This is a genomic window from Leisingera sp. ABM4_101 (assembly GCF_056158725.1).
Genome location: NZ_JBSWTV010000002.1, coordinates 2752113 through 2776732 on the forward strand (window position 1 = coordinate 2752113; position 24620 = coordinate 2776732).

Annotated in this window: 27 protein-coding genes and 1 pseudogene; 18 read left to right on the plus strand and 10 right to left on the minus strand. The window is 63.9% G+C overall.

What is annotated here, in order from left to right; genetic code table 11:
• Positions 1-12: 12 nt before the first annotated feature.
• From ACXAEK_RS14690 to rpsF, 4 genes are all read right to left on the minus strand, one after another.
• A complete protein-coding gene (locus ACXAEK_RS14690) occupies positions 13-201 on the minus strand; it encodes a hypothetical protein (RefSeq protein WP_475042982.1) in 189 nt (62 codons plus the stop codon).
• Positions 202-375: 174 nt separating this feature from the next.
• Positions 376-984 carry a 50S ribosomal protein L9 gene (rplI, locus tag ACXAEK_RS14695; RefSeq protein ID WP_475042984.1) on the minus strand — a complete coding sequence of 203 codons (609 nt, stop codon included), beginning with the start codon at positions 982-984 and terminating at the stop codon, positions 376-378.
• Positions 985-996: 12 nt separating this feature from the next.
• Positions 997-1224, minus strand: a complete 228-nt coding sequence (gene rpsR, locus ACXAEK_RS14700) for a 30S ribosomal protein S18 (protein ID WP_005608650.1) — start codon at positions 1222-1224, stop codon at positions 997-999.
• Between the two features lie 28 nt (positions 1225-1252).
• On the minus strand, positions 1253-1606 hold the full coding sequence (rpsF, locus tag ACXAEK_RS14705) for a 30S ribosomal protein S6 (RefSeq protein WP_475031250.1): 354 nt from the start codon (positions 1604-1606) through the stop codon (positions 1253-1255).
• A 304-nt stretch (positions 1607-1910) separates the two neighbouring features.
• Between rpsF and ACXAEK_RS14710 the strand changes: the two genes are divergently transcribed.
• The 3 genes from ACXAEK_RS14710 (at position 1911) to ACXAEK_RS14720 (ending at position 3669) form a co-directional block, all read left to right on the plus strand.
• Positions 1911-2444: a hypothetical protein gene (locus tag ACXAEK_RS14710; RefSeq protein ID WP_475042986.1), complete on the plus strand. Its 534-nt coding sequence runs from the start codon at positions 1911-1913 to the stop codon at positions 2442-2444.
• Between the two features lie 154 nt (positions 2445-2598).
• Positions 2599-3177 carry a YceI family protein gene (locus ACXAEK_RS14715; protein ID WP_475042987.1) on the plus strand — a complete coding sequence of 193 codons (579 nt, stop codon included), beginning with the start codon at positions 2599-2601 and terminating at the stop codon, positions 3175-3177.
• Between the two features lie 171 nt (positions 3178-3348).
• Positions 3349-3669, plus strand: coding sequence for a hypothetical protein (locus ACXAEK_RS14720; protein WP_475042988.1), 321 nt, complete (start codon positions 3349-3351; stop codon positions 3667-3669).
• 168 nt (positions 3670-3837) lie between these two features.
• Here the strand turns inward: ACXAEK_RS14720 and ACXAEK_RS14725 are convergent, their stop codons facing one another.
• Positions 3838-5079, minus strand: a complete 1242-nt coding sequence (locus tag ACXAEK_RS14725) for a cytochrome b/b6 domain-containing protein (RefSeq protein WP_475042990.1) — start codon at positions 5077-5079, stop codon at positions 3838-3840.
• A 176-nt stretch (positions 5080-5255) separates the two neighbouring features.
• Between ACXAEK_RS14725 and fabD the strand changes: the two genes are divergently transcribed.
• The 4 genes from fabD to ACXAEK_RS14745 all read left to right on the plus strand — a co-directional run bounded on the left by fabD (position 5256) and on the right by ACXAEK_RS14745 (position 8648).
• The gene (gene fabD, locus ACXAEK_RS14730) at positions 5256-6188 is read left to right on the plus strand and encodes an ACP S-malonyltransferase (RefSeq protein ID WP_475042992.1); all 933 of its coding nucleotides are present in this window, start codon (positions 5256-5258) and stop codon (positions 6186-6188) included.
• A gap of 85 nt (positions 6189-6273) precedes the next feature.
• On the plus strand, positions 6274-7011 hold the full coding sequence (gene fabG, locus ACXAEK_RS14735) for a 3-oxoacyl-ACP reductase FabG (protein ID WP_475042994.1): 738 nt from the start codon (positions 6274-6276) through the stop codon (positions 7009-7011).
• Between the two features lie 417 nt (positions 7012-7428).
• Positions 7429-7662 (plus strand): acyl carrier protein, encoded by a 234-nt coding sequence (locus ACXAEK_RS14740; protein WP_005982462.1) that lies wholly within the window; start codon positions 7429-7431, stop codon positions 7660-7662.
• A gap of 242 nt (positions 7663-7904) precedes the next feature.
• The gene (locus ACXAEK_RS14745; RefSeq protein ID WP_475042996.1) at positions 7905-8648 is read left to right on the plus strand and encodes a 1-(5-phosphoribosyl)-5-[(5-phosphoribosylamino)methylideneamino]imidazole-4-carboxamide isomerase; all 744 of its coding nucleotides are present in this window, start codon (positions 7905-7907) and stop codon (positions 8646-8648) included.
• A 177-nt stretch (positions 8649-8825) separates the two neighbouring features.
• Here ACXAEK_RS14745 and ACXAEK_RS14750 read toward each other — a convergent pair whose 3' ends face one another.
• Together ACXAEK_RS14750 and ACXAEK_RS14755 are read right to left on the minus strand one after the other, a co-directional pair.
• Positions 8826-9725, minus strand: a complete 900-nt coding sequence (locus ACXAEK_RS14750) for a PilZ domain-containing protein (RefSeq protein WP_475042998.1) — start codon at positions 9723-9725, stop codon at positions 8826-8828.
• A gap of 232 nt (positions 9726-9957) precedes the next feature.
• Positions 9958-10830, minus strand: a complete 873-nt coding sequence (locus ACXAEK_RS14755) for a PilZ domain-containing protein (protein ID WP_475042999.1) — start codon at positions 10828-10830, stop codon at positions 9958-9960.
• 447 nt (positions 10831-11277) lie between these two features.
• On the opposite strand from ACXAEK_RS14755, the gene fabF reads away from it, so the two are divergent.
• Both fabF and mltG read left to right on the plus strand, forming a co-directional pair.
• Positions 11278-12543, plus strand: a complete 1266-nt coding sequence (fabF, locus tag ACXAEK_RS14760; RefSeq protein ID WP_475043000.1) for a beta-ketoacyl-ACP synthase II — start codon at positions 11278-11280, stop codon at positions 12541-12543.
• A complete protein-coding gene (gene mltG / locus ACXAEK_RS14765; protein ID WP_475043001.1) occupies positions 12543-13700 on the plus strand; it encodes an endolytic transglycosylase MltG in 1158 nt (385 codons plus the stop codon). The genes fabF and mltG overlap by 1 nt, the downstream gene beginning before the upstream one ends.
• 203 nt (positions 13701-13903) lie before the next feature.
• Here the strand turns inward: mltG and ACXAEK_RS14770 are convergent, their stop codons facing one another.
• The 3 genes from ACXAEK_RS14770 to ACXAEK_RS14780 form a co-directional block, all read right to left on the minus strand.
• Positions 13904-14953, minus strand: a complete 1050-nt coding sequence (locus ACXAEK_RS14770; protein WP_475043003.1) for a hypothetical protein — start codon at positions 14951-14953, stop codon at positions 13904-13906.
• Positions 14950-15147 (minus strand): ImmA/IrrE family metallo-endopeptidase, encoded by a 198-nt coding sequence (locus tag ACXAEK_RS14775; protein WP_475043005.1) that lies wholly within the window; start codon positions 15145-15147, stop codon positions 14950-14952. The genes ACXAEK_RS14770 and ACXAEK_RS14775 overlap by 4 nt, the downstream gene beginning before the upstream one ends.
• Positions 15148-15235: 88 nt before the next feature.
• Positions 15236-16362 (minus strand): IS3 family transposase gene (locus ACXAEK_RS14780; protein WP_475038988.1). Its coding sequence is split into 2 segments (ribosomal slippage): positions 15236-16098 and positions 16098-16362, totalling 1128 coding nucleotides; the frame shifts between segments, so codons are not numbered across the junction.
• On the opposite strand from ACXAEK_RS14780, the gene ACXAEK_RS14785 reads away from it, so the two are divergent.
• The 9 genes and pseudogenes from ACXAEK_RS14785 (at position 16361) to ACXAEK_RS14825 (ending at position 24304) form a co-directional block, all read left to right on the plus strand.
• On the plus strand, positions 16361-16768 hold the full coding sequence (locus tag ACXAEK_RS14785) for a phage major tail protein, TP901-1 family (RefSeq protein ID WP_475045280.1): 408 nt from the start codon (positions 16361-16363) through the stop codon (positions 16766-16768). The genes ACXAEK_RS14780 and ACXAEK_RS14785 overlap by 2 nt on opposite strands.
• A 4-nt stretch (positions 16769-16772) precedes the next feature.
• Positions 16773-17093, plus strand: a complete 321-nt coding sequence (locus ACXAEK_RS14790; RefSeq protein WP_475043007.1) for a gene transfer agent family protein — start codon at positions 16773-16775, stop codon at positions 17091-17093.
• The gene (locus ACXAEK_RS14795) at positions 17090-17305 is read left to right on the plus strand and encodes a rcc01693 family protein (RefSeq protein WP_475043009.1); all 216 of its coding nucleotides are present in this window, start codon (positions 17090-17092) and stop codon (positions 17303-17305) included. Before ACXAEK_RS14790 ends, ACXAEK_RS14795 begins: the two co-directional genes overlap by 4 nt.
• Positions 17298-17957 (plus strand): phage tail tape measure protein, encoded by a 660-nt coding sequence (locus ACXAEK_RS14800; RefSeq protein WP_475043011.1) that lies wholly within the window; start codon positions 17298-17300, stop codon positions 17955-17957. The genes ACXAEK_RS14795 and ACXAEK_RS14800 overlap by 8 nt, the downstream gene beginning before the upstream one ends.
• 17 nt (positions 17958-17974) lie before the next feature.
• A complete protein-coding gene (locus ACXAEK_RS14805; protein WP_475043013.1) occupies positions 17975-18607 on the plus strand; it encodes a phage distal tail protein, Rcc01695 family in 633 nt (210 codons plus the stop codon).
• A pseudogene (locus ACXAEK_RS14810) lies at positions 18604-19476 on the plus strand (DUF2163 domain-containing protein); the annotation flags it as partial. The gene ACXAEK_RS14805 and the pseudogene ACXAEK_RS14810, both read left to right, overlap by 4 nt.
• Before the next feature lie 10 nt (positions 19477-19486).
• Complete coding sequence (locus ACXAEK_RS14815) at positions 19487-20011, plus strand: C40 family peptidase (RefSeq protein WP_475043014.1); 525 nt, start codon at positions 19487-19489, stop codon at positions 20009-20011.
• 16 nt (positions 20012-20027) lie between these two features.
• Complete coding sequence (locus tag ACXAEK_RS14820) at positions 20028-23942, plus strand: baseplate multidomain protein megatron (RefSeq protein ID WP_475043015.1); 3915 nt, start codon at positions 20028-20030, stop codon at positions 23940-23942.
• Complete coding sequence (locus ACXAEK_RS14825) at positions 23939-24304, plus strand: DUF7742 family protein (RefSeq protein WP_475043016.1); 366 nt, start codon at positions 23939-23941, stop codon at positions 24302-24304. Before ACXAEK_RS14820 ends, ACXAEK_RS14825 begins: the two co-directional genes overlap by 4 nt.
• Positions 24305-24620 lie beyond the last annotated feature (316 nt).

A 24620-nucleotide genomic window follows, 5' to 3' on the forward strand; every position in this document is an offset into this window, starting at 1 on the left:
AGGCGGCGGCGCTCAGACCGTCCGCCGGGGCACGCTGGGCTGGCGGAACAGCTCCCGCCCCGGCACGATCAGCCCCTGCGGCACCAGGTCCGAGACCGCCTCTGTCTTAAAGGCCGGCCGGTCGAACTTGTGGCCCCGCAACAGGCGGAACAGCAGCCGACGCCGCAACGCCAGCTCTTCACGGTCCAATGCAGTTTGCATCCTCATCCCTTTCCGTTTCTCCCGCCGCCAGTCTGGCGCGGCAGGGCAAAGGCAAGGTTTACGGGCAGGGGCATTCTGCCGGCAGTTTGAGGCGCTTTATCAAAGCACTCTGCAAAAACAGAAAAGGCCGCCCGGACAGGCGGCCTTTCCCATGTCTCACTGTCCCAATAAGGATCAGTTGGTTTCTTCGCCAGCGGCTTCGGCCGGTGCGTCGTCGTCGTCAGACGCCGCGGAGCCGATGTCGTCGAACAGCTCGGAGATTTCGAACTCAGCAGCGGCTTCCTCTTCGGCGGCCAGCTCCTGGATTGATTTGCCCGTTGCCTGCAGCTCGGCTTCCTCTTGGGAGCGGGCCACGTTCAGCTTGATTTCGACTTCCACTTCCGGGTGCAGTTTCACGGCGACGGAATGCAGGCCCAGTTCCTTGATCGGTGCGATCAGGGCGACCTGTTTCTTGTCGACCGAGAAGCCGTCCGCAGTTGCAGCATCTGCCGCGTCGCGCGGGGTGACGGAGCCGTACAGCGCGCCCGCGTCCGAAGCGGAGCGAATCACGATGAACTGCTGGCCGTCCAGCTTCTCTGCCAGGGCCTCGGCTTCTTTCTTGGTCTCCAGGTTGCGCGCTTCCAGCTGCGCTTTCTGGGCCTCGAAAGAGGCGATGTTGGCCTCAGAAGCGGTTTTTGCCTTGCCCTGCGGCAGCAGGAAGTTGCGGGCGTAACCGGGCTTCACGTCGACGACGTCGCCCATCTGGCCCAGCTTTGCAACGCGCTCAAGAAGGATAACTTGCATCTGCTTTTCTCCTTACTTCACGGCGTAGGGCAGCAGGGCGAGGAAGCGGGCGCGCTTGATAGCACGGGCCAGCTCACGCTGCTTCTTGGCCGAAACGGCAGTGATGCGCGAAGGCACGATCTTGCCGCGCTCAGAGATGTAGCGCTGCAGCAGACGGGTGTCTTTGTAGTCGATCTTCGGCGCATTTTCACCCGAGAACGGGCAAACCTTGCGGCGGCGGAAAAACGGTTTGGCTGCCATGATTTAGCGTCCTTTTCTCAAGCGTTGATCAGCGGCGCTCGCGACGGCCGTCGCGTTCGTCGCGCTTCTGCATCTGGACCGAAGGGCCCTCGGCGTGCTCGTCGACCTTGATGGTCAGGACGCGCATCACGTCATCATGCAGACGCATCAGGCGCTCCATTTCCTGCACGGCAGACGCAGGGGCGTCGGTGCGCAGGAAGGCATAGTGGCCCTTGCGGTTCTTGTTGATCTTGTAGGCCATCGTCTTGACGCCCCAGTACTCATTGTCGACCAGCTTGCCGCCGTTGTCGGACAGAACAGCACCGAAATGTTCGATGAGGCCTTCAGCTTGCGAGTTGGACAGGTCCTGACGCGCAATCATGACATGCTCATAGAGTGGCATGCGAACTCCTGTTTGTGTCTAGGCGCATTTCATAGACAGGGCATGTCGCACTTCCGCTGCCCGGTCACGAGAGGCTGCGCGGATCGAAGATGTCGCGGAAGCAGGGCCTCCTATACAGGCTGCGGCTAAAAGAGCAAGGCCAAAGGGCATATTGCCTATGCTGCGGCCGCCCGCCGCGGCAAAACCGCAAGCCCGCCCCATTCATGCCCCAATGCGGGTCTTCACTCCTTAACGAAGCCTTAACGCGGACAGAAGACCGCAGGGCCGGAAACCCGGCATGGGCAGCTTGAGAAAGGGCAGACAGATGGCAGTGACAGATCAAACCCCGCCGCAGGCAACAAGAACCCCGGGCGCTGCCGCCTTTGGCGTGGTGGCCGGTGTGGTGCCGCTCAGCCTGCGGCTGGAGGCCAACTGGAAGCTTCGGGTTGCCGTGCTGCGGCTGCTGGGCGCCGCCATGATCCTCAGTTCGACCGGCCTGTGGCTGGTGCCTGGCGCGGGCGCCGACCCGGACATGAACCTGATCCGCTTCGGCATCTCGGTGGCCTTCCTGCTGACCGGCCTGGTGCTGATGACCACCCATGAGCCGGGCAACAGGCCTGAGGCCTGTTTCGACCCGGTCCGCCGCGAGCTGCGGGTGCTGCAGCGCGACAGCCGCGGCCGTCCGCGCACCGTGCTGCGCCGCAGCTACGACACGCTCGGCGGTGCACGGCTGACGGCCTCCACTGTGCAGATGTTCGAAACAGACGGCAGCCTGCTGATCGAGCTCCCCATCGGCTCTGCCGCCATGCGCAGCGAGCTGCGCGACCAGCTCAGCGGCGCGGTTCGGATCCTGACCTGAACCGCCATCACGTCTGCGCGAGGATTTCCCGGCGGTGCCCCCGCCGGGTTTTGTGTTCGCCCGCTCACAGATAGTGTTGGAATTTGCGGGCTTTCCTTTTGCAGGCCTAATGCCGCATCTTTTGCCACAAGATTTATTCAGACGGAGCTTTCCCATGAAAAAGACCCTGCTTGCCGCCGCCCTTGCTGCCGCTGCTGCAACCGGTGCCGCCGCAGCACCTGAGAAATACGTGCTGGATTCCAGCCATAGCCAGATCCTGTTCGATTACAACCATTTGGGCTATTCGACCACCTACGGCCTGTTCTCCGGCTTTGAAGGCGAGATCATGTTCGACCAGGAAAACCCGGCGAATTCCTCCGTCTCCGTCTCGATGCCGCTCAGCATGATGTTCACCGGCTGGCAGGCCCGGTTCGACCACTTCATGACCAAAGATTTCTTTGACGCCACCGAGGATGAGACCATCAGCTTCACCTCCACCGGCATCGAAGTGACCGGCGACAGCACCGCCAAGATCACCGGCGACCTGACCCTCAACGGCGTGACCAAGCCGGTGGTGCTGGACGCCAAGCTGAACCAGACAGGCGACCACCCGATGGCGAAAAAGCCCTGGGCCGGTTTTGACGCAACAGCCACCGTGGTGCGCTCCGACTTCAACCTGGGCCAGTTCGCGCCCTTCGTCAGCGATGAGGTCAACATCAAGATCTCGATCGAGGCAATGAAGGCCGACAGCTAAGCCAGCCTGCACAGTCTGAAAACGCTGCCGCCAGCGCCTCATGGGGCTGGCGGTTTTTTGCGGCCTGCCGTCATCTGCCTCCCCAAAGCGTGACAGGAGTTCATTGGCCTTTCCCCGCCCGCTGCGGCAGGCTGAGGATGGCCCCTCCGGCCACCTCGGAAAGGAGGCACCATGTTTCGCTTCGGCTTTTTGACCTCAGCCAGCGCGGCATTGGCCCTCGCTGCCAATCTGGCCTTCACAGCGCCAGCCGCCGCCCATGATTCCAGCCGCGACGCCGCCCGTGCCATTGCCGGGCTGATCGCCCTGGGCCTCATCGCCAAAAGCCTGGATGACCGTAAGGACCGGCACTACGGCTACACGCATTCTTATCAGCCGCGCACCTATTACCGGCCCCACGGCGGGCGCCGGCATGTCAGGCAGCACCGGCACCGTTACCACGGTATCCACCGGCACCGCACCCGTCACGGCGGCTACTACCGGCACAGCCACTGACCTGCCAGACCTGCCGGGCACCTGTTGAGCAGCAGGAGCGCGGGCCGCGCCAGGCAGAAGCGGCCCGCCAAAAGCAACAGCGCCGCGCGTCAGCGCGGCGCCAGGGCAAAGACTGCCCCTAGGCTGAAAGGAGGCGCCGGCGCAGCCGGAAGCCCCCGCTGGCCTTGGCTATTCGGCCCGTTTCGCCTCCAGCTCCACCGCGACATCCACAGCAAAGGCCAGCGAGCTTTCGTCCGGCAGGCTCTTGCCGACCCCGAAATCCAGCCGGTTCAGCGTCAGCCCGCCGCGCATCTTGGCGCTGTCGCCGGTCAGCTCCAGATCAAAGGGCAGGGTGGCCGGCACGGTTTCCCCTTTGATGGTCAGCGTGCCCACGGCCTGATAACCCTCTGCCAGTTTCTCGATCTCCGCCTTGAACAGTGCGGTGGGGAAATTGGCGCTGTCGAAATAATCCGCACCCATCGCCTGGCCCGCGACGGAGCCCAGCTCCAGCGAGGGGATCACGATGGTCACCTCCACGTCGCCCGCAGGGCCGGGGGCGGCAGGTTCTTCGAAGCTGATCATCGCCGACCATTCGCCAAAGCTGCCATTGATGACGCTGCCCATCTGGGTGACGGAAATCCCCAGCCTGCCGGATTGCACCGCCCAGCTGCCCGCAGCTTCAGGTGCCGCGGCCACAACCGGGGCCGCGGTGCCTTCTGTGCCATGATCATGGCCGCCCAGAAGGCCCAGCGCTGCACCGCCGCCCAGCACGCTGCCCCAGACTGCCAGCGCCGCCAGCAAGGGCAGGACGCTGTGCGCCTGCGCAGGCGGCTTGGGCAGGGTGCCGCTGCCCGGCAGCATCCGCCGCAGGGTGGCGTCGCGGTCAATCACATGGTGCTTCAGTGCTCCTGCAATATGCAGTCCCAGCGCCGCCGCCAGCGTCCAGACCAGCAGCCAGTGCAGGCTGCCAAACAAACCCGCAACCGCTTCCGACTTCGCAACAAACGGCAGGTTCTGCCCGAACGGCCACCAGATCGGCGCAAAGCCTGTGGTCGCCGCATGGTGGATCCAGCCCGTGAGCGGCACCGCCACCAGCGAGCCATAGAGCAGCCAATGCACCATTTCTGCCGCCAGCGCCTCTGCCTTGCGGTCCGGATGCAGCAGCCCGGGTTTCGGCTGGCTCAGCGCCCACAGGATCCGCAGCAGCGCGGTAAAGAACACCGCGACGCCGATGGTCTTGTGCAAAGAGAACAGCAGCGTTGCCCGCTCAATTACCGCCTGGCTGCCGTCAAATCCGGGGCTCTGGATCTCATGCGCCAGCTCATTGGCAAAATAGCCCAGCGGAAAGGCCGAGAAGATCAAGAGGGCGGTCAGCCAGTGAAAGCCTTTGGCAACAGAGCCATAAGACGAAAACGTGTTGGAGCGTGACATAAAGCGCATTTCCTGGTCAGGGTCGGGTTGACCTTAACCTAACTGCGCGCACCCGGGATGCAACGCATGGGGCTGTCCGCCCATGCACAGCTTGCGTGCGCAAGATGCACCTTTGCTTGTACGTTAGGGAAAGGGCGGGTACATCAGGCAAAACGCTAAAACAGACGAGGTCATCAATGACGATCGCATTTGTGTTCCCAGGGCAGGGCGCCCAGACCATCGGCATGGGCAAGGCGCTGGCCGAGGCCTATCCGGCCGCCAAGGCCATCTTTGACGAGGTCGACGGCGCCCTGGGGGAAAGCCTGAGCCAGCTGATCTGGGAGGGCGACATCGAAACCCTGACCCTGACCCAGAACGCCCAGCCTGCGCTGATGGCCACCTCCATGGCCGCCATGCGCGCGCTGGAGGCCGAAGGCGTCACCATCGGCAAAGCCGCCTTTGTGGCCGGCCACTCCTTGGGCGAATACTCCGCACTGGCCGCGGCCGGCGCCATTTCGGTCGCTGACACCGCCCGCCTGCTGCGCACCCGCGGCCTCGCGATGCAAAGCGCGGTGCCGGTGGGCGAGGGCGCCATGGCTGCGATCCTCGGCCTCGGTCTCGACGACGTGCGTGCGGTAGCTGAAGAAGCCGCGCAAGGCGAGGTCTGCCAGGCCGCCAACGACAACGACCCCACCCAGGTTGTGGTCTCCGGCGCCAAGGCCGCGGTCGAACGCGCGGCCGTGATCGCCAAGGAAAAAGGCGCCAAGCGCGCGGTGATGCTGCCGGTGTCCGCCCCCTTCCACTGCGCCCTGATGCAGCCCGCGGCGGACGCGATGGCCGAAGCTCTGGCAGGCGTTGATATCAAATCCCCCGCAGTGCCGCTGATTGCCAATGTGCGCGCCGATGCCGTCACCAGCCCCGATGAAATCCGCCAGCTTCTGGTCGAGCAGGTCACCGGCTCCGTGCGCTGGCGCGAAAGCGTGCAGGCGATGGCCGCTAAGGGCGTCACCGAATTCTGGGAAATTGGTGCAGGCAAGGCGCTGTCGGGCATGATCCGCAAGATCGACCGCAACTTGGCCTGCCGCCAGGCCGGCACTCCGGAAGAGGCCCAGGCCGCCGCCGCAGGCTAACCGGAATTTTGCAAAAATTCCGGCCCGTTTTCCGCGCCGGAAAACGGCGCCCCTGGCGGGCCGGAGCGTTCACAAAGGAAATGATATGTTTGATCTGACTGGCAAGACCGCCCTCATCACCGGCGCCTCTGGCGGCATCGGCGGCGACATCGCCCGCGCCCTGCATGCCGCCGGCGCCACCGTTGCGCTGTCCGGCACCCGCGAAGAGCCGCTGCAGGCGCTGGCCGCCGAACTGGGTGAACGCGCCCATGTGCTGCCCTGCAACCTGTCTGATGCCGAGGCGGTTGAGGCGCTGCCGAAACAGGCGGCTGAGGCAATGGGCTCTGTCGATATCCTGGTCAACAACGCGGGCATCACCCGCGACAACCTGTTCATGCGTATGAAGGACGAGGAATGGCAGAGCGTCCTGGACGTGAACCTCACCTCCACCATGCGCCTGTGCCGCGGCGTGCTGCGCGGCATGATGAAGGCGCGCTGGGGCCGCATCATCAACATCTCCTCGGTTGTGGGCGCCACCGGCAACCCGGGCCAGGGCAACTATGCAGCGTCGAAGGCCGGCATGGTCGGCATGTCCAAATCGCTGGCCTATGAGGTCGCCAACCGCGGCATCACCGTGAACGCGGTGGCGCCTGGCTTCATCGCCACCGCCATGACCGACAAGCTGAACGACACCCAGAAAGACGCGATCCTGACGCAGATCCCGGCCGGGCGCATGGGGGAATCAAAGGAAATCGCCTCTGCCGTGCTGTACCTGGCCAGCCAGGAGGCAGGCTATGTCACCGGCACCACCCTGCATGTGAACGGCGGCATGGCGATGATCTGAGCCGCCCCCGGGCCGCAGCGCTCTGTCAGCCCTGCAGCCTGCTGCGGGGCTTTCTTTTTCCCGGCGCCCGCCTGGACAGCACAGCCTCCCGGCTGTTTCGCGCCGTCAAGCCGTTGAAATGCGGCGGAAATGCGAAAAAAATTCCGCTCGGGCCTTGCAAGCTCTTGATCAGAGCGCCATCTGCACGCTTCATAGCGCCCGTAGGCCGTCCGGCCCCGGCCGCTGTGACCAAGCGAAACCGTTTGCCTTGGCCGCGGTCTATGCTATAGGCGGCCCGTATCCGCCGGCATTTCCTAACGGAAACGCCGCACAGCCCCGCCCGGCGGGGACCACACCGCCCGCACCGGGCAATAACCACGCCGCCCGAACGGGCAAGGGCAGAACCGGGCAGAGTGCCCTGAAAGACGAGGAAGAGACATGAGCGACGTCGCAGATCGCGTTAAGAAGATCGTTGTTGAGCACCTGGGTGTTGAAGAAGACAAAGTCACCGAAAACGCCTCCTTCATCGACGATCTGGGCGCAGATAGCCTGGACACCGTGGAACTGGTGATGGCGTTTGAAGAAGAGTTCGGCATCGAGATCCCGGACGACGCAGCCGAAACCATCCAGACCTTCGGCGACGCGGTCAAATTCATCTCCGAAGCGTCCTAAGCCACGCTTCCGGAAGACCGGATTGAGCGGCGCTCTCCCCAGCGGAGGGCGCCGTTTTCTTTTGTCCGGCAGGGCGGTGCGAATCTGGCGCTGCGGCGATCCGCCGCCTTGTTTGTTTGCGCTATCATGCGGTGCGCATTTCCGCGCCGCAATTGTTCCATAAATCGTCATGATACGCCGTTCAGCCGGGAAAAATCCGTGCTACTGTGACCCCAAGAGGCAACAGAGAGGAGATAGGCACTATGATGATTTACCCCACGATGGAAATTCAGAACGGCCGCTGCGTGACCCTCGAGAAAGGCCGCCTGGACGAGCCGATGATCTGGCATGTGGATCCGGTGGAAACGGCCAAGGGATTTGCCGCTGCCGGCGCGGAGTGGATGCATGTCACCGATTTCAACGCCATTGAAGGCGACTACAGCAACGAAGAGCTGATCACCGAAATCATCCGCGGCGCCGGCATTCCGGTGCAGCTGGGCGGCGGCATGCGCTCGCGGGAACATGTGGAGCATTGGATCGACAAGGGCGCCGGGCGCATCGTGATCGGCACTCTGGCCGCACGTGATCCGCATCTGGTGCAGGAGCTTGCCAAGCACCACCCGGACCAGATCGTGCTGTCTGTGGATGTCTACCAGGGCCAGGTGATGACAGACGGCTGGCGCCAGTCCGGCGCCATTGCGCCCGAGGATTTCATTGCCGCCTTCCAGTCCGCGCCATTGGCCGGGATCATTGTCACGGATATCGACAGCGACATGTCGGACCTTGAGGCGCAGCTGGGCCTGATTTCCGGCCTGGCGGAAAAAGCCCGCACGCCGGTGATCGCCAATGGTGTTGTGCGGACAGCCGACGACGTGTCCCGGCTCAAGTATATCTACAACATCTCCGGGGCCATGGTGGGCCGTGCGCTGTTCCGCAAATCCGTTTCGGTCGAAGAAGTGCTGGACGTTGCCCGGCCCGAGCCGGAGGCGGTTGCAGAGTTCCAGTGATCCGCATGTCCCGGCGCGGCCTCAGCGGCAGCGGCGGGACGCAAGCGGCTGGATTGTGAACATACCTGCGGCGGCCCTGACGGGCCGGCGCAATACCACAGGAGGCACCGGCAGGCGGGGCGGGCATTCTGCAGCCATTGCCTGAACGGTCTGCGGGGCTGGTTGTCAGGCCGGTTGTCAGGCCGGTTCTGTCTGTTCCAGCAAAGGCGCGGCTTTCGACTTACTGAACCGCAGCAGCCTGTTCAGCTCCTCCCGCGTCAGCCGGCTGCTGAATTTAATACCGGTATAATCGGCATTCTGCCAGCTCACCTGCGCCTCTATCGGCTGAAAGCCCGTGATCACGGCGGTTACAGCCTGCCCTTTGGACAGCTCATCCCCTTCCATCTCCTCCCAGATCCTCAGCTTGGCGCCTGTGCAGCTGATGTCGACGAACAAGGCTGGCAGGTGCGCGGGACCGGACCGCAACAAGGCAGGCAGGGCGCAGGGGTGGCGTTTCCGGCGCCGCCGCTGCCTGCGCGCAAAATACCCCGCGGCCACAAAGCCGGCCACCCCAAGCGCCAGCGCCAGCAGACCGCTGGCAATGGCAGCACTGCGCGGCAGCAGCTTCAGGGGGCCGATCCCTGTCCGCGCGCTTGCCGCAAGCTGTTTTTGCGGCGCAAAATCGCAGGGCAGCGGCAGGATCCGGCCTGCGTAGTCGTCCAGCAGGGCGGCCACCCCCAGCCGCTGCGCGCTGGCCGCTGCCTTGCGGCGGCCCTTGCGGCGGTGCACTTCCAGCAGCGCTTTGTGCCGGGCGATCAGCGTGAGGGTCTGCGCCTCATAACCGCCCATGCCGGCCCGCCGCATGCGCACCCGCAGATCCACCGGCGGGTGGTCTGCCAGCCAGTGGCGCAGATAACGGGCCTGGCCCAGGTCCTTGCCGGTGTCCAGGTATTCCAGAAACGCGCGCATCTCATGCTGCATCAGCGCCAGGTCCGATTGCAGCAGGCAGGTGTTCCTTGAAGCCTGTGCAGGCAAAGCGGTGCTGAATACTGCGGCAGGCAGGAAAATCGTCGCTATGAGTATCGGCCATTGCTTCATGTCAGGCTTGGCTCCAGACAAACAGGGGTTGAGTCTATCGGAGCGAGTTTGTCAAAGAGTGTTGATTTGCCTGTTAATCAGAAGCGGCCGGGCAGCTAATTCTCCGCAAAAGCCGCAGCACCGCAGGCCGGCACGCGCCGGGCTGGGCAGAACTGATCAGAGTCGCAAGACGTCCCGCTGCATGCCGCAGAGTTTGGCAGCGGCGGCGAAGGGCAGGGCAGCGCGGCAGGGCTCAGCGCGCCAGCCGCATTTCCTCGCGCAGGCTTTCGCCTTCCAGCGGGTAGGCCTCCAGCAGGCGGTGCAGTTGCAGGAAGTTGAAGTCCTTGGTGAATTCCACGCCAAAGTAGTCGGCGGTTTGCCAGCGGATCTGCGCCTCGACCGTGTGGCCGCCGAAATTGAGCGTGACCCGGCCGGAAACGCTGCAGGCATGGTCCGGGCGCACCTTGGCGCCGGCCCGGCTGAGGTCAACCAGATGCGCCTGAAAGCTGCGGCCGCCGGCCAGAACGGCACAGGGCACCGCGCAGGGATAACGTTTGGTGCGGCGGATCTTGCGGATGCCGATCCGGTCCAGAAAATACAGGATGCTGCCGCCCAGAACCAGAAAGGACACCCAGGCGATGGCAGCATTGATGATCTGCTGGCGCTGCCGGGCGTCCGAGGCCGCCACCGCCACCAGTTTACTGCCAAAACCCTCTTCCTTGACCTGGTCGCAGGGCAGCGCCTCCACCTGGATGCCAAAGTCCCGGGCCAGATCGGCGGTGCCGAACTGCCGTGCGCTGTCCTGTGCGGCGCCGCGGCCCTGGCTGCTGAGGATCTGCAGCAGAACCTTTTGCTGTTTCAGCAGCGCCAGGGTGTTTGCCTCAACCGTCTGAATGCCAACGGCCCGCATCCGCTGCAGCAGCGGCGCGGGCGGATGGATGAGCATCCAGGCCTGCAGATCCTGCACATAGTAACCGCCCTGGCCGGAACTCAGATACGACAGGAAGCCCTTGCTGGCGCGGTGCAGATTCGACAAATCCTGATGCACTGCGCAAGTGGCGCCTGCGCGGGCAGGCAGCAGGCCAATCATCAGCAAAAGAACAGCAATCGGAAGCCATTGGCGCATGGCAGGGGTCTTTCTTTGGTTCCTTCCGCCTGACAGGATCGCGCAAATAAGCGAATTTGCGGTTAACACGGAGCCCGGTGCCGGCAAATGGCCGCTTGCCGCCCGGCATCTGCCCGCGGGCCGCTTGCCGCGGCAGGCCGATCCTGCCACCCGCAAAAGGGCAGGAAACCTAGGATATCGGAAAAAGGAAAGAAAAAAGCAGGCTGGAGACAAAATGGCCCAGAGCTCCAGCCTGCGTTGGCATGTCGTGAGGACGGATGCCGAGTATGGTTGTTGACTTCATCTTCAACTTAGGGGTGATTGGTTAACGGAATATTCCTGCTGCGCAATTCCTCCGTAAAAAACCAGCTGACGCTGCGTGACACAGGCTGTCACCGCGCTCTTGCACCTTCAGGCCATTCCAAGCTATCTGGACGGACGGATTGCCGAGGCAAAGGAGAGCAAGGAATGCGTCGAGTAGTTGTCACCGGTCTGGGCCTGGTTACCCCTCTGGCCAGCGGAGTCGAGGAAACCTGGTCCCGGTTGCTGGATGGACAGTCGGGCGCCGGCCCCATCACCCTGTTTGACGCCGAAGCCAGCGGTGTCGCCACCACCTATGCCTGCGAAGTGCCGCGCGGCGATGGTGCGGATGGCACCTTCAACCCGGACGACTGGGTGATCAAGAAAGAGCAGAAGAAGATCGACGACTTCATCCTCTATGGCATCGCAGCCGCCGACATGGCCGTGCGCGACGCCGGCTGGACGCCAGAGGATGAGGAAAGCCGCCTGCGCACCGGCGTGATGATCGGCTCCGGCATCGGCGGTCTCAGCTCGATCGCCGACACAGCCGTGATGATCAAGGAGAAGGGCCCCCGCCGGGTCTCCCCGTTCTTTATCCCCGGCGCGCTGATCAACCTTATTTCCGGCCAGGTCTCGATCCGCTTCGGTTTCAAGGGCCCGAACCACTCCGTCGTGACAGCCTGTTCAACCGGCGCCCATGCCATTGGCGATGCTGCCCGGCTGATCAAATCCGGCGACGCCGACGTGATGATTGCAGGCGGCGCCGAAGCCGCGATCTGCGAAATCGGCATTGCCGGCTTCAACGCCTGCAAGGCGCTGTCGACCAAACGTGCCGATGATCCGGCCAAGGCCTCGCGCCCCTATGACGCCGACCGTGACGGCTTTGTCATGGGCGAGGGTGCCGGCATCGTGGTGCTGGAAGACTATGAACACGCCAAGGCCCGCGGTGCCAAGATTTACGCCGAGGTGCTGGGCTACGGCCTCTCCGGCGACGCCTACCACATCACCGCGCCGTCCGAGGACGGCGAGGGCGGCGAACGCTCGATGAAGGCGGCGCTTGCCAACGCAGGTCTTGACGCAACCGCCATCGACTACATCAACGCTCATGGCACCTCGACCATGGCCGACACCATCGAACTGGGCGCTGTCGAACGGCTGCTCGGCGGTCACGCGGGCAATGTCACCATGTCCTCGACCAAATCCGCCACCGGACACCTCTTGGGCGCGGCCGGCGCGATTGAGGCGATCTTCTCGATCCTGGCGATCCGCGACCAAGTGGCGCCGCCGACCATCAACCTCGACAACCCCGCGGTTGAAACCCCGGTCGACCTGGCCCCCAACGCCAAGCGCGAACGGGAAATCAACGTAGCGCTGTCGAACTCCTTCGGCTTTGGCGGCACCAACGCCTCGGTGATCTTCGGGAAAACCAGCTGATGTGGCGCAGCCTCGCCTCTAATATGCTGACGGTCCTGATCGCCGCCCTATTCCTCTTGGGCGGCCTCATCCTGTGGGGCCAGTCGCAATACACCGCCGAAGGCCCGCTGGAGACGGCGATCTGCCTGCGGGTGGAGCGGGGCTCCAACATGGCCCGTGTCAGCCGCGATCTGGAAGAGCAGGGGGCTGTGGCCTCCGGCACGCTGTTCCGCCTTGGTGCCAAATACAGTGAGAAGACGAGCCAGCTGAAGGCCGGCAGCTTCCTGGTGGAGCCGGGCGCCTCAATGGAGCAGATCATCAGCCGGATCACCACTTCCGGCGCTTCCACCTGCGGCACTGAGATCGTCTACCGCATCGGTGTGACCCGCACTCAGGCAGAGGTGCGCGAGCTGGACCCGGCGACCAACAGGTTTGCGGAGAAGGCGGAGTTCATTCTGGGCGAGGATGACGTCCCGGCTGAGTACACCGAAACCCGCCAGGACGCCGACACCCGCTACCGTATCGCGCTGGCCGAAGGCGTGACCAGCTGGCAGGTGGTCGAGGCGCTCAAGGCGATGGATGTGCTGGCCGGCGACCCGGGCGAGCGCCCCGCCGAGGGCCTTCTGGCGCCAGACAGCTATGAGGTCACCCCGGGCACAGAGCGCGCCGCGGTGCTGGCCGAGATGCAAGAGCGCCAGCAGCTGCGCATCAACGCCGCCTGGGAAAGCCGCTCCTCCGATGCAGCGGTGCAAACCCCTGAGGAAATGCTGATCCTTGCCTCGATCATCGAGAAGGAAACCGGTGTCGCCTCCGAGCGCGGCGTGGTGGCTTCGGTCTTCACCAACCGCCTGAACCGCGGCATGCGGCTGCAGACGGACCCGACGGTGATCTATGGCGTCACCAAGGGCGAGGGCGTTCTTGGCCGCGGCCTGCGCCAAAGCGAGCTGCGCCGGGCAACCCCCTGGAACACCTATGTGATCGAGGGCCTGCCGCCCACCCCCATCGCCAACCCGGGGCTTGAAAGCCTGGAGGCGGCGGTGAACCCGGACAGCACCGGCTATCTGTTCTTTGTTGCCGATGGCACCGGCGGCCATGCCTTTGCGGAGACCCTGCAGGAGCACAACCGCAACGTCGCCAAATGGCGCGAGATCGAAGCCCAGCAACAGCAGAACAACTGACCGGGCGCCGGAGTTTTGCAAAAATTCCGGCCCAGAATACGGTTTTCGGGGCAGGGCCGAAACAGGAAAGGGCGCCGGTTGGCGCCCTTTTTTTGATTTTAGTGAATTGTGAAAATATCGATTAGGTCGCAACCCGCCAAGTTTAGCGAGCCGGGAGATTCGCTTGCGTATGGAATCAAAGAACCTTCAAACAGTCATCTGCCCTAATCCAGCGGTGTCAAACCTTCTCCCTCTGGAATTTCGCCGCCATTTTCCTCGTCCACAGGTTCTTCAATTTCGGTTTCACCCATTACACGGTCCTTCTCCGCATTCAGGTGTTCAGAGATTTTGTCTTTGTGATCGATGTAGCTTGCGGGGGGAGGGCAGGTTGGGCCGTTGGTTGTAAGCGGCAGGTTGATTTCTTCCGTTCCAACAACCTGGCAATAGTCTTCGAGATAACTGTTGAGTTCATCCCTGCTCGGTGCGTCACTTTGCTTTAGTAGTTGGCGCTCCTTTTCCCGAATACTTTTCACGGTCAAGTGAGACATAGTATCGATATACAGAACTGGGTATGCTTCACCGCCGTTTACACCTTTCAATACAGACGGCTGATCAAATCTGATCGGGTAGTCGAAGCCGCTTCCTTCGGCGCAGCTGACAAGAAGGCGCGCTAATTGGACGCTTAGGGAAAAACGCTCTGGCTTTGAGAAACCAGCGACGCGGAAACCCGTATCGATTGCTTTTCCGAGAAAATCGTACTCGAACGGCTGCTCATCAGCAGCGGTTTCCAATGCTTCCGAGGCAGTCAGAAAGCTTTCACCCTCTTGAGGACTCCTTAGTTGAACGGCCCGATTGGGCTCGGGAAAAGATGCGACCCAGCCAGCACCTTTCAAGTTCAAGGAAATTCGGTCATCAGACAGTAGCTTGCGATAGTCATGAAGGGTTTGAATGAAGGCCATAAGTGCCGTCATAACCGCCTTGCGGTTGTTTACCCGTCCACAAAAAATCAGTTCATCTCCAACTGCTTTCCAAAGGCGAGGGCAACTGTCTGACCCAGATTGCGCTGTCTTGATGCCTTCATAAGTGGAGCGAAATTGAGCTGGAAAATCTCTGTAAAAGGTCTCGAAAGTCGTAACCCACTTTGGGCTTGCACGGTCCCGGGCCTTTCCATCGTCTGAGTTTTTGAATGCCGTTGAGCCACTTAAGTCAACAGAAAGAAAAAGTCTAACTCGAAAGTCAGCTGCTCGGTACCTTGCCTCAGGGTTTTCAGTCATTTCAATCCCAAGGCCTTAGCGCGCACCTCAACGGCGGATCGTGTAACACCAAATTTGTCTTCAGCACTGCCGTCAGCGTAGGCCTTCATAAATGCTTCACTAGGCATGAGAAAAGCAGAGGCGAACCAATTGGCTTCCCATTCGCAACGGCGAAGTGCTTCATCGCTATCATCAATTTTTCGAGTGGCTCTCATGCCACTACCCGGGCTGGAGCTTCGAACTAAGGGCCAGTGCAGAAGTAGGTGCCCTGATCAGCCCCACCTGAGTGGTCCGGTTTGATTGTTAGTGCATGACCGGCCTCGGGTCCATCGGGACGAGTGTTTCCGGAGCCGGTGGGCGATAGCGCAAGGCGCTGTGTGGTCTTTTTGTGTTGTAGTGCTTCCTCCATTGTTCGATCAGGATCTGAGCCTCGCGCAGGCTGTAGAAGATTTCTCCGTTGAGCAGTTCATCGCGGAACCGGGCGTTGAAGCTTTCACAGTATCCGTTCTCCCAGGGGGATCCCGGCTCAATGTAGGCGGTCTTGGAGCCGACCGCAGCAATCCAGTCCCGGACAGCCTGTGCCACGAACTCAGGACCGTTGTCGGACCGGATGTAGGCCGGGACGCCCCGCAGGATGAACAGGTCACTCAAGGCATCGATTACGTCACCTGAGTTCAGCTTCCGCTTCACCCGGATAGCCAGGCACTCCCGGCTATGTTCGTCGAGGATGTTCAGCGTGCGGAAGGCCTTCCCATCATCGGTCCGGCAATGCACGAAGTCGTAGCTCCAGACGTGGTTGCGATATTCGGGCCGCAACCGGACACAGGAGCCGTCGTTCAGCCAGAGCCGTCCTTTCTTCGGTTGTTTCGCAGGCACTTTCAGCCCCTCACGCCGCCACAGGCGTTCGACACGCTTGTCGTTCACTTGCCAGCCTGCATCCCTCAGCAGGGCCGCGATCCGCCGGTAACCGTAGCGGCCGTATTGGCGCGCCAGCTCAATCATGTCCGCGATCAGGCGCGCCTCGTCGACCCGGCCTCGTGGCAATTTTCTCTGCGTGGAACGGTGCTGCCCCAGGACACGGCAGGCCTTCCGTTCCGACACGCTGAACCGACTGCGCACATGATCTATGCAGGCCCGGCGGCGAGCGGGGCTCAGAAGTTTCCCTTTGCGGCCTCCGACAGGATGAGCTTGTCCAGGGTCAGATCCGAAACGGCGCGACGCAGCCGCTCGTTCTCTTTCTGCAGCCGTTTGAGCTCTCTGAGTTGGTCGGTTCCCATCCCGCCGTATTGCTTGCGCCAGCGGTAGTAGGTCTGCTCGGTGATGCGCACTTCGCGGATCGCATCCACGCGCTGCAATCCCTGACCGACAAGCACCTCAACCTGCCGCAGCTTCGTGACAATCTCTTCCGGCTTGTGTCGCTTCGTTCCCATTCTGATCCTCCGTTTTCCTAAACATAACGGCGGACCACTTCATTGGGGGAGGATCAAGACCATCGCCGGCCTGCGCGCCACGCGCATCAGCTTCAACGCCGAAAGCGTCGATGTGACCAGCCTCGAAAGCCAGGGCGGCTGGCGCGAGCTGCTGGCCGGCGCCGGCGTGCGCTCCGCCAGCATTTCCGGCTCCGGCATCTTCCGGGATGAGGCGACGGACGAACGCGCCCGGCAGCTGTTCTTTGACGGCCTCACGCCGGAGTTTCAGGTGATCATCCCGGACTTCGGCATCGTGCAGGGTCCGTTCCAGGTCACCGCACTGGAATACGCAGGCAGCCACAATGGCGAGGCAACCTATGAGCTGTCGCTCGCCAGCGCCGGCCAGCTCAGCTTTGCGGCGGTTTGATCCAATGGTGAACCCGCACGCAGGCGAGGCAGAATTGCTCGTAAATGGAAGCTCTTACGCACTGAAGCTGACCCTAGGCGCGCTGGCAGGCCTTGAGGCCGCGCTGGAGGAAGGCACGCTGGTCGACCTGGTGCAGCGGTTCGAACAGGGCCGGTTTTCCGCCCGTGATGTGCTGGCGCTGCTGGCGGCAGGATTGCAGGGCGGCGGCCATGATCTCAGCCGCGAAGACCTGGCTGCGGCCACCATCACCGGCGGCCCGTTGCAGGCGGCACGGGTGGCGGCGGAACTGCTGGTGCGCAGCTTTGCCGTGCCGGACGGCCCATGAGTGCGCTCGATTGGCCCGCCCTGATGCGCGCCGGGATGGCGGGGCTGAAACTGCTGCCGCGCGATTTCTGGCAGCTGACACCTGCCGAGCTGCGGCTGATGCTGGGTGACCAGGCTGCGCCGCAGCCGCTGGGCCGTGACCGGCTGGCGGCGCTGATGCAGGCCTTCCCGGACGCCGCCGGCCCGAAGAACAAGGAGACAACAGATGACTGACTCATCCTCTATGGCGGAACTGGAACTTCAGGGCGAGGCTTTGGGAGAAGCGCTGGACGGTGCCTCTGGAATGGCGGCTGCCTTTGCAGAAGTGCTGGGGCGGGTCAAGGAGGGGTTCTCCGAGACCGGCCGCGATGCCCAGATCCTGGATCGCAGTCTTTCCAAGGGCTTGCGCCGTTCTTTTGATGATCTTCTGTTTGACGGCGCCAGCCTGTCGGAGGCGATGGACACGCTTGCGCGCTCAATGATCCGCACCACCTATAACGCGGCGATGAAACCGGTCACCAGCCATGTGGGCGGGCTGATTTCCGACGGTTTCGGCAGCCTCATCGGCAGCATTCTTCCTTTTGCCAATGGCGCCGCCTTCAGCCAGGGCAAGGTGATGCCCTTTGCCAAGGGCGGCGTGGTCACTGGCCCCACAACCTTCCCGATGCGGGGCGCCACCGGACTGATGGGGGAAGCGGGGCCGGAGGCGATCCTGCCGCTGACCCGCGGCGCCGATGGATCGCTGGGGGTGCGCAGCCAGGGCGGCGGCGCTGTGAATGTGGTGATGAATGTCTCCACCCCCGACGTCAAAGGTTTTGAACGCAGCCGCAGCCAGATCGCCGCACAGCTGTCGCGCGCGCTGTCGCGCGGCGGGCGCAACCGTTAAGGATGGAGGGTAACACTATGAATTTCCACGAAGTCCGCTTTCCCGCTTCGCTCAGCTTCGGCTCCGTCGGGGGCCCGGAGCGGCGCACCGATGTGGTGACGCTCGCCAACGGGTTTGAGGAGCGCAACACCCCCTGGGCGCACTCCCGCCGCCGCTATGACGCAGGCCTTGGCCTGCGCGCGCTGGAGGATATCGAAACCCTCATTGCCTTCTTCGAGGCCCGTCAGGGGCAGCTTTACGGCTTCCGCTGGAAGGATTGGAGCGACTATAAATCTGCCCGGCCCAGCGCGGAAGTGGCCTTTGACGATCAGGTGATTGCCATGGGCGACGGCAGCACGGTGGCGTTTCAGCTGGCCAAGACCTACCGCTCCGGGGCCTTCACATATCAGCGCCCGATTGCTAAGCCGGTGGCGGGAACGGTGCGGGTGGGGATTGAGCAGGACGAGCTGCGCGAGAGCGTGGATTATGAGCTGGATACAGCCACCGGCCTGATCACCCTGGCGCATCCGCCGGAGGTGGGCCTCAGCATTAATGCGGGCTTTGAGTTCGATGTGCCGGTGCGGTTCGACACCGCCAGCATCCAGACCAGTGTGGCGTCCTTTCAAGCGGGTGAAGCGCCCGCTGTGCCTGTGGTGGAGGTGCGGGTATGACCAGCGTTTCCAGTGCATTGCGCGGCCATCTTCAATCCGGCATCACCACGGTCTGCCGCGCCTGGGCGCTGACCCGGCAGGACGGCACGGTGCTGGGGTTCACCGATCATGACTGCGTGCTGTCCTTTGATGGCATCACCTTCCAGCCCGGCAGCGGTCTCACCGCGCGGGCGGTGAGCCAGGCCACCGGCCTGTCGGTCGACAACACCGAAGCGCTGGGGGTGCTGAGCGACGCGGCCGTGCGCGAGGAAGACATCGAGGCAGGCCGGTTCGACGGTGCCGAGGTGCGCTGCTGGCTGGTCAATTGGCAGGATGTCTCCATGCGCTGGCTGCAGTTCCGCGGCACGATTGGCGAGATCCGCCGCGCCGGCGGCGCTTTTGAGGCAGAGCTTCGCGGGCTGACCGAGCAGCTGAACCAGCCGCAGGGGCGGATCTATCAGAAGCCCTGCACCGCGGTTCTGGGCGACCGGGCGTGCGGGTTTGAATTGAACACGCCCGGCTATGCCGTTGAAACTGCGGTGGACACCGTAGAGCGCAGCGAGGATTTCCGCTGGGACGCGTTACCGGGGTTTGAGCCAGGCTGGTTTGCGGATGGCCGGCTGACGGTTCTCAGCGGTGCGGCAGCGGGGCTGTGGGCCGCGGTGAAGTCCGACCAGTCCAATGCTGCGGGGCGCAGGATCACCCTGTGGGAGCCGGTCCGTGCGGTTGTGTCTCCGGGTGATACGGTGCGGCTGGTAGCGGGCTGCGACAAGCGCATGGAGGCCTGCCGGCTGAAGTTCAACAACCTGATGAATTTCCAAGGGTTCCCGGATATTCCGGGCGAGGATTGGATCATGGCGGTGCCGCGCCAGTCCGGCATGAACACCGGGGAAGCCGGCGATGAGCCGGGTGGTAGAGGCCGCGCGCGGCTGGATCGGCACGCCCTATGTGCATCAGGCGTCCTGCAAGGGTGCGGGCTGCGATTGCCTGGGGCTGATCCGGGGGCTGTGGCGCGAGCTGCTGGGCGCCGAGCCGGAGCTGCCGCCCGCCTATACAATGGACTGGTCGGAGCCGCAGGGGGCTGAGGCGCTGTGGCAGGCCGCAGCGCGGCATCTGGCGGCAAAGCCGCTGGATGAGGCCGCCCCCGGTGACGTGATCCTGTTCCGGATGCGCCAAGGATCGGTGGCCAAGCATCTGGGGGTGCAGTCCGAATTAGAAATGAGGGCTGCGTCTGCCTGGGCGGGCGCGAATGCGCCTGCCAGGGCGCAGGCAGGCGCAGCCCGGCGTGCCGTCGGGCGGAACGCTCGTAATCCGGAACCCGCCTTCATCCACGCCTATGCCGGCCACGGGGTTGTCGAAAGCCCGCTGAGCCCGCCCTGGCAGCGCCGCATCGTGGCGCGGTTTCACTTCCCCGGCACGTCCTGACAAAGGAGCAGATCTGATGGCAACCATTCTTCTCTCGGCCGCCGGCGCGGCGGTCGGCGGCGCAATTGGCGGCACCGTGGCGGGGCTGTCCTCAGCTGTTATCGGCCGCGCGGTGGGCGCCTCTCTGGGCCACATGATAGATGAGCGTCTGCTGGGTTCCGGCGCTGATCCGGTGGAGACCGGCAAGGTTGACCGCTTCCGGCTGACCCAGGCCAGCGAGGGCGCGCCGGTGGCACAGCTCTATGGAAGGATGCGGCTGGGCGGGCAGGTGATCTGGTCCTCGCGTTTTCTGGAGACCTCGCAGAACAGCGGCGGCGGCGGCAAGGGCCGCCCCAGCCAGCCGCAGGTGACCAGCTACAGCTATTCGGTCTCGCTGGCGGTGGCGCTGTGCGAGGGTGAAATTGCCAGCGTCTCGCGGGTTTGGGCCGATGGCGAGGAAGTGGCGCCCAAGGACCTGAACATGACTGTCTACCGCGGCACTGCGGACCAGCTGCCGGACCCAGTGATGGAAGCGATCGAAGGCGCAGGGCAGGTGCCTGCCTACCGCGGCACGGCTTACGTGGTGATGGAGAACCTGGAACTGGGACGGTTCGGCAACCGGGTGCCGCAGTTTTCATTCGATGTCTTGCGGCCGGAACAGCCGGCCAGCAGCACTTATGATCTGGACCTGGGCCGGATCGTGCAGGGGGTGGCGCTGATGCCCGGCACCGGGGAATATGCGCTGGCCGCGGATGTGGTGCAGTATTCCGGCGGGCCGGGGGATTCAAAAGCGGCGAATGAACATACGCCCTCAGGGCTTTCCGATCTCAAAACCTCGCTGAATGCCCTGCAGGAGGAGCTGCCGTCCTGCGGCGCGGCCTCGCTGATTGTGTCGTGGTTTGGGGATGACCTGCGCTGCGGCAGCTGCACGCTGAAGCCCAAGGTGGAACACAAGACCGCTGAGGGGAACATGGTCTGGTCCGTCAGCGGCGTGACCCGCGATGCAGCCGAAGAGGTGCTGATGCAAGATGGCGAGCCGCTTTACGGCGGCACGCCTGCGGATGCGTCGGTGGTGCAGTCGATCCGGGAAATGCAGGAGCGCGGCCTTCGGGTGATGTTCTACCCCTTCATCCTGATGGATCAGGCAGAGGGCAACGCATTGGCTGATCCCTGGACCGGCGGTGCCAGCCAGCCGCATCTTCCCTGGCGAGGGCGGATTACCCTGTCGGCGGCGCCGGGCCGGCCTGGATCGCCGGATGGCACCGCGGCGGCGGATGCGGAGGTGGCAGCGTTCTTCGGCACGGTCACCGCGGCGGATTTCACGGTGGGCGACGGCACCGTCGCTTACAGCGGGCCGGAGGAATGGAGCCTCAGCCGGTTCATCCTGCATAATGCGGCGCTTTGCGCGGCGGCGGGCGGGGTGGAGGCCTTTTGCATCAGCTCCGAGATGCGGGCGCTGACGCAGATCCGCGGGGCCGGTGGCTTCCCGGCTGTGCAGGCATTGAAAGGGCTGGCGGCGGAGGTGCGCAGCCTGCTGGGGGTGGAGACCAAGATCGGCTATGCCGCCGACTGGTCGGAATACTGGGGCTATACGTCGCCGGAGGGCGACCGGTATTTCCACCTGGACCCGCTGTGGGCGGATGAAAACATCGACTTTGTCGGCATCGACAATTACATGCCTTTGTCCGATTGGCGCGAGGGTGATGATCATCTGGACGCGCAGGCGGGCGTGCCGTCGATCTATGACCTCGAATACCTTAGCGGCAATATGGAGGGCGGCGAGGGGTTTGATTGGTATTACCATTCCCCCGAGGCGCGCGAGGCGCAGATCCGCACCCCGATCACCGATGGCGCGCATGATGAGCCCTGGATCTGGCGCTACAAGGATATCCGCAGCTGGTGGATGCAGGAGCATCACGAGCGCATCGGTGGGGTGCGGCAGGCTGCGCCGACCGACTGGGTGCCGCAATCAAAGCCCGTGTGGTTCACCGAACTGGGCTGCGCCGCCATCGACAAGGGCACCAACCAGCCCAACAAGTTCCTGGACCCGAAAAGCTCGGAGTCAAAACTGCCGCGTTATTCCAACGGTTTGCGAGACGATCTGATGCAGATCCAGTACCTGCGCGCCTTTCTGGGCTATTGGGGTGAGGCGGCCAATAATCCCGTGTCAGAGGAATACGGCGGGCCAATGCTGGATATGTCCAACGCCTATGTCTGGGCCTGGGACGCGCGGCCGTTTCCGGCCTTTCCGGCGCGGGTGGAGATCTGGAACGACGGCGAGAACTACCTGCGCGGCCATTGGCTGAACGGGCGTGCAGGGCAGCGGACGCTGGCCTCTGTGGTGGAGGAAGTCTGCCACCGTGCGGGGCTGTATGACATTGATGCCACGGGTCTTTATGGCGTGGTGCACGGGTTTGTGAACCCGGATGTCGCGGACGCCCGTGCGGTGCTGCAGCCGCTGATGCTGCGGCACGGGTTTGACGCGGTGGAGCGCGACGGGGTGCTGAGGTTCCGGATGCGCAAGGGCATCGAGACGGAAGCGCTGCAGCTGGAGCATCTGGCCCACAATGACGAGATGGACGGCAGGCTGGAGCTGTCCCGCGCCAGCGAGGCGGAACTGGCGGGCCGGGTGCGGCTGCGGTTCACCGAATGGGGCGGCGACCATGCTGCGGGCTCGGTCGAGGCGGTGCTGCCCAATGAAGCAACGCATAGTGTCAGCCAGAACGAGCTGCCGCTGGCCATGACCCGGGCGGAGGCGCGCCAGACCGTCGCCCGCTGGCTGGCGGAAGCGCGGGTTTCGCGCGACACCGCGCGGTTCGCGCTGCCGCCCTCGCTGCTGCATCTGGGGGCAGGCGACGTGGTCTCAGTCCCGGTGGAGGGCAAGGATCAGCTCTACCGCATCGACCGGGTGGAGCAGGCGGAGGCGCAGATGGTGGAGGCGGTCAGGATCGAGCCGGGCACCTATGATCTGGCCGCGGTGGCAGAGGAACTGCCGGGGGTCAACGCATTTGCCGCACCCGGGCCGGTGCTGCCCTTGTTCATGGATCTGCCCCTAATGCGCGGCGATGAGGTGCCGCACGCGCCGCATCTGGCGCTGACCGCCGCCGCCTGGCCCGGCAGCGTGGCAGTTTACGGATCAGAAGCGGATGAAAATTACGCGCTGGAACAGGTGGTTGCGGCGCGGCAGGTGGTGGGCGTCACGGAAACACCGCTGTTTGTCGCAGGCCCGGGGCGCTGGGATCTGGGCGCGGACTTGCAGGTCAAGCTGATTTCCGGCTCGCTGGAGAGCCGCACGGTGGAGGCGGTGCTGAACGGCGCCAATGCGGCCGCCATCGGCGACGGCTCAGCCGGCAACTGGGAGCTGTTCCAGTTCCGCGAGGCGGAGCTGATTGCACCGCAGACCTACCTGCTGCGGGGCAGGTTGCGCGGCCAGCAAGGCACGGATGCGGTGATGCCGGATGTCTGGCCTGCAGGGGCTTATGTGGTGCTGCTGGATGGCACGCCGGTGCAGATGGAACTGGCGCCGGAGCAGCGCCGCAGGGTGCGGCATTACCGGATCGGCCCGGCGCGCCGCGCGCTGGAGGATCCGTCCTATGTGCACCTGCAGGAAGCTTTTGAGGGCAATGGCCTGAGGCCTTATGCGCCGGTGCACCTGCGGCTGAATGGTGCGCTGGGACAGGATATCAGCACCACATGGATACGCCGGACCAGGATCGAAGGCGACAGCTGGGAGCTGGACGAGGTGCCGCTGGGCGAGGAGATCGAGAGCTACCGCATCCGGGTGATGCGCGGCGCAACGGTGCTGCGGGAGGAAACCTCTGCCACGCCATCCTGGGCCTATCCGGCAGCGGCGCAGGTCGGCGACGGGGTGCAGGCAGGCGACGTGCTGGAAGTGGCGCAGCGCTCGGCCCGGTTTGGCGCCGGACCTGCGGCGAAGGCTGTGCTGGGATGATCCGCCCGGTGCTGCCCGGCGATGTGTCCGCAGCGGCGCGGGCCTTGCTGATGGTGCCGGAGGGCGCGCGCCTTGCCTTGTGCCGCCGCATTTTCGGCGCTGCCGCGGAGGCCGCGGCGCATGGCCGTCTCTTTGGCCGTTTGCATCCGCGCTGGGGCGACGGGAGTTTGAGCGCCGCTGCCCGGCGGTATGCGCTGGCGGAGGAACCGTTTCTGGATGATCCGGAATATCTGCAGTGCACCCGGCTGGTGCTGCGGGAACTGGCGTTCGTGCTGGAAACAGACGGGGCGGCGTCCGCCCGCCAGTCTGGCGGGGTCAAGGAGGGCCGCAGGCCCCCGCGCCTGGGCGCGGCTTGTCCTTGAGGCTGTCAGGCTGGCCTTACACTTGGGAAGGCGTCTTGAGGAAGCAGGATGCGCCCTCAAGCGCTTCTCAGCAAAACACCCTTTCCACCATATGCTGCGCATTTCCCGGCCGGCTGCTTGCACGTTCCAGTGGCTGCCAAGCGGCAGCGCCGCGCGCCTGCGGCGCGCGGCGCGGGTCGTTTCGGGTACAGCCCGAAGCGAAAAACCTCACCTCCGGCCGGCCCCAAGTCGCCGGAAATGCAGTTGAGCGCCCCCAGGCCATCTGTTGCTTGAGCCGCGCCTGACCGGACTCATTCAATTCAAAAATATGCCTCAT

Bases quoted from the DNA above. Each gene is read 5' to 3' on its own strand.
- ACXAEK_RS14690 (WP_475042982.1), bottom strand. From the start codon at position 201: ATGCAAACTGCATTGGACCGTGAAGAGCTGGCGTTGCGGCGTCGGCTG.
- rplI (WP_475042984.1), bottom strand. From the start codon at position 984: ATGCAAGTTATCCTTCTTGAGCGCGTTGCAAAGCTGGGCCAGATGGGC.
- rpsR (WP_005608650.1), bottom strand. From the start codon at position 1,224: ATGGCAGCCAAACCGTTTTTCCGCCGCCGCAAGGTTTGCCCGTTCTCG.
- rpsF (WP_475031250.1), bottom strand. From the start codon at position 1,606: ATGCCACTCTATGAGCATGTCATGATTGCGCGTCAGGACCTGTCCAAC.
- ACXAEK_RS14710 (WP_475042986.1), top strand. From the start codon at position 1,911: ATGGCAGTGACAGATCAAACCCCGCCGCAGGCAACAAGAACCCCGGGC.
- ACXAEK_RS14715 (WP_475042987.1), top strand. From the start codon at position 2,599: ATGAAAAAGACCCTGCTTGCCGCCGCCCTTGCTGCCGCTGCTGCAACC.
- ACXAEK_RS14720 (WP_475042988.1), top strand. From the start codon at position 3,349: ATGTTTCGCTTCGGCTTTTTGACCTCAGCCAGCGCGGCATTGGCCCTC.
- ACXAEK_RS14725 (WP_475042990.1), bottom strand. From the start codon at position 5,079: ATGTCACGCTCCAACACGTTTTCGTCTTATGGCTCTGTTGCCAAAGGC.
- fabD (WP_475042992.1), top strand. From the start codon at position 5,256: ATGACGATCGCATTTGTGTTCCCAGGGCAGGGCGCCCAGACCATCGGC.
- fabG (WP_475042994.1), top strand. From the start codon at position 6,274: ATGTTTGATCTGACTGGCAAGACCGCCCTCATCACCGGCGCCTCTGGC.
- ACXAEK_RS14740 (WP_005982462.1), top strand. From the start codon at position 7,429: ATGAGCGACGTCGCAGATCGCGTTAAGAAGATCGTTGTTGAGCACCTG.
- ACXAEK_RS14745 (WP_475042996.1), top strand. From the start codon at position 7,905: ATGATGATTTACCCCACGATGGAAATTCAGAACGGCCGCTGCGTGACC.
- ACXAEK_RS14750 (WP_475042998.1), bottom strand. From the start codon at position 9,725: ATGAAGCAATGGCCGATACTCATAGCGACGATTTTCCTGCCTGCCGCA.
- ACXAEK_RS14755 (WP_475042999.1), bottom strand. From the start codon at position 10,830: ATGCGCCAATGGCTTCCGATTGCTGTTCTTTTGCTGATGATTGGCCTG.
- fabF (WP_475043000.1), top strand. From the start codon at position 11,278: ATGCGTCGAGTAGTTGTCACCGGTCTGGGCCTGGTTACCCCTCTGGCC.
- mltG (WP_475043001.1), top strand. From the start codon at position 12,543: ATGTGGCGCAGCCTCGCCTCTAATATGCTGACGGTCCTGATCGCCGCC.
- ACXAEK_RS14770 (WP_475043003.1), bottom strand. From the start codon at position 14,953: ATGACTGAAAACCCTGAGGCAAGGTACCGAGCAGCTGACTTTCGAGTT.
- ACXAEK_RS14775 (WP_475043005.1), bottom strand. From the start codon at position 15,147: ATGAGAGCCACTCGAAAAATTGATGATAGCGATGAAGCACTTCGCCGT.
- ACXAEK_RS14790 (WP_475043007.1), top strand. From the start codon at position 16,773: ATGGTGAACCCGCACGCAGGCGAGGCAGAATTGCTCGTAAATGGAAGC.
- ACXAEK_RS14795 (WP_475043009.1), top strand. From the start codon at position 17,090: ATGAGTGCGCTCGATTGGCCCGCCCTGATGCGCGCCGGGATGGCGGGG.
- ACXAEK_RS14800 (WP_475043011.1), top strand. From the start codon at position 17,298: ATGACTGACTCATCCTCTATGGCGGAACTGGAACTTCAGGGCGAGGCT.
- ACXAEK_RS14805 (WP_475043013.1), top strand. From the start codon at position 17,975: ATGAATTTCCACGAAGTCCGCTTTCCCGCTTCGCTCAGCTTCGGCTCC.
- ACXAEK_RS14815 (WP_475043014.1), top strand. From the start codon at position 19,487: ATGAGCCGGGTGGTAGAGGCCGCGCGCGGCTGGATCGGCACGCCCTAT.
- ACXAEK_RS14820 (WP_475043015.1), top strand. From the start codon at position 20,028: ATGGCAACCATTCTTCTCTCGGCCGCCGGCGCGGCGGTCGGCGGCGCA.
- ACXAEK_RS14825 (WP_475043016.1), top strand. From the start codon at position 23,939: ATGATCCGCCCGGTGCTGCCCGGCGATGTGTCCGCAGCGGCGCGGGCC.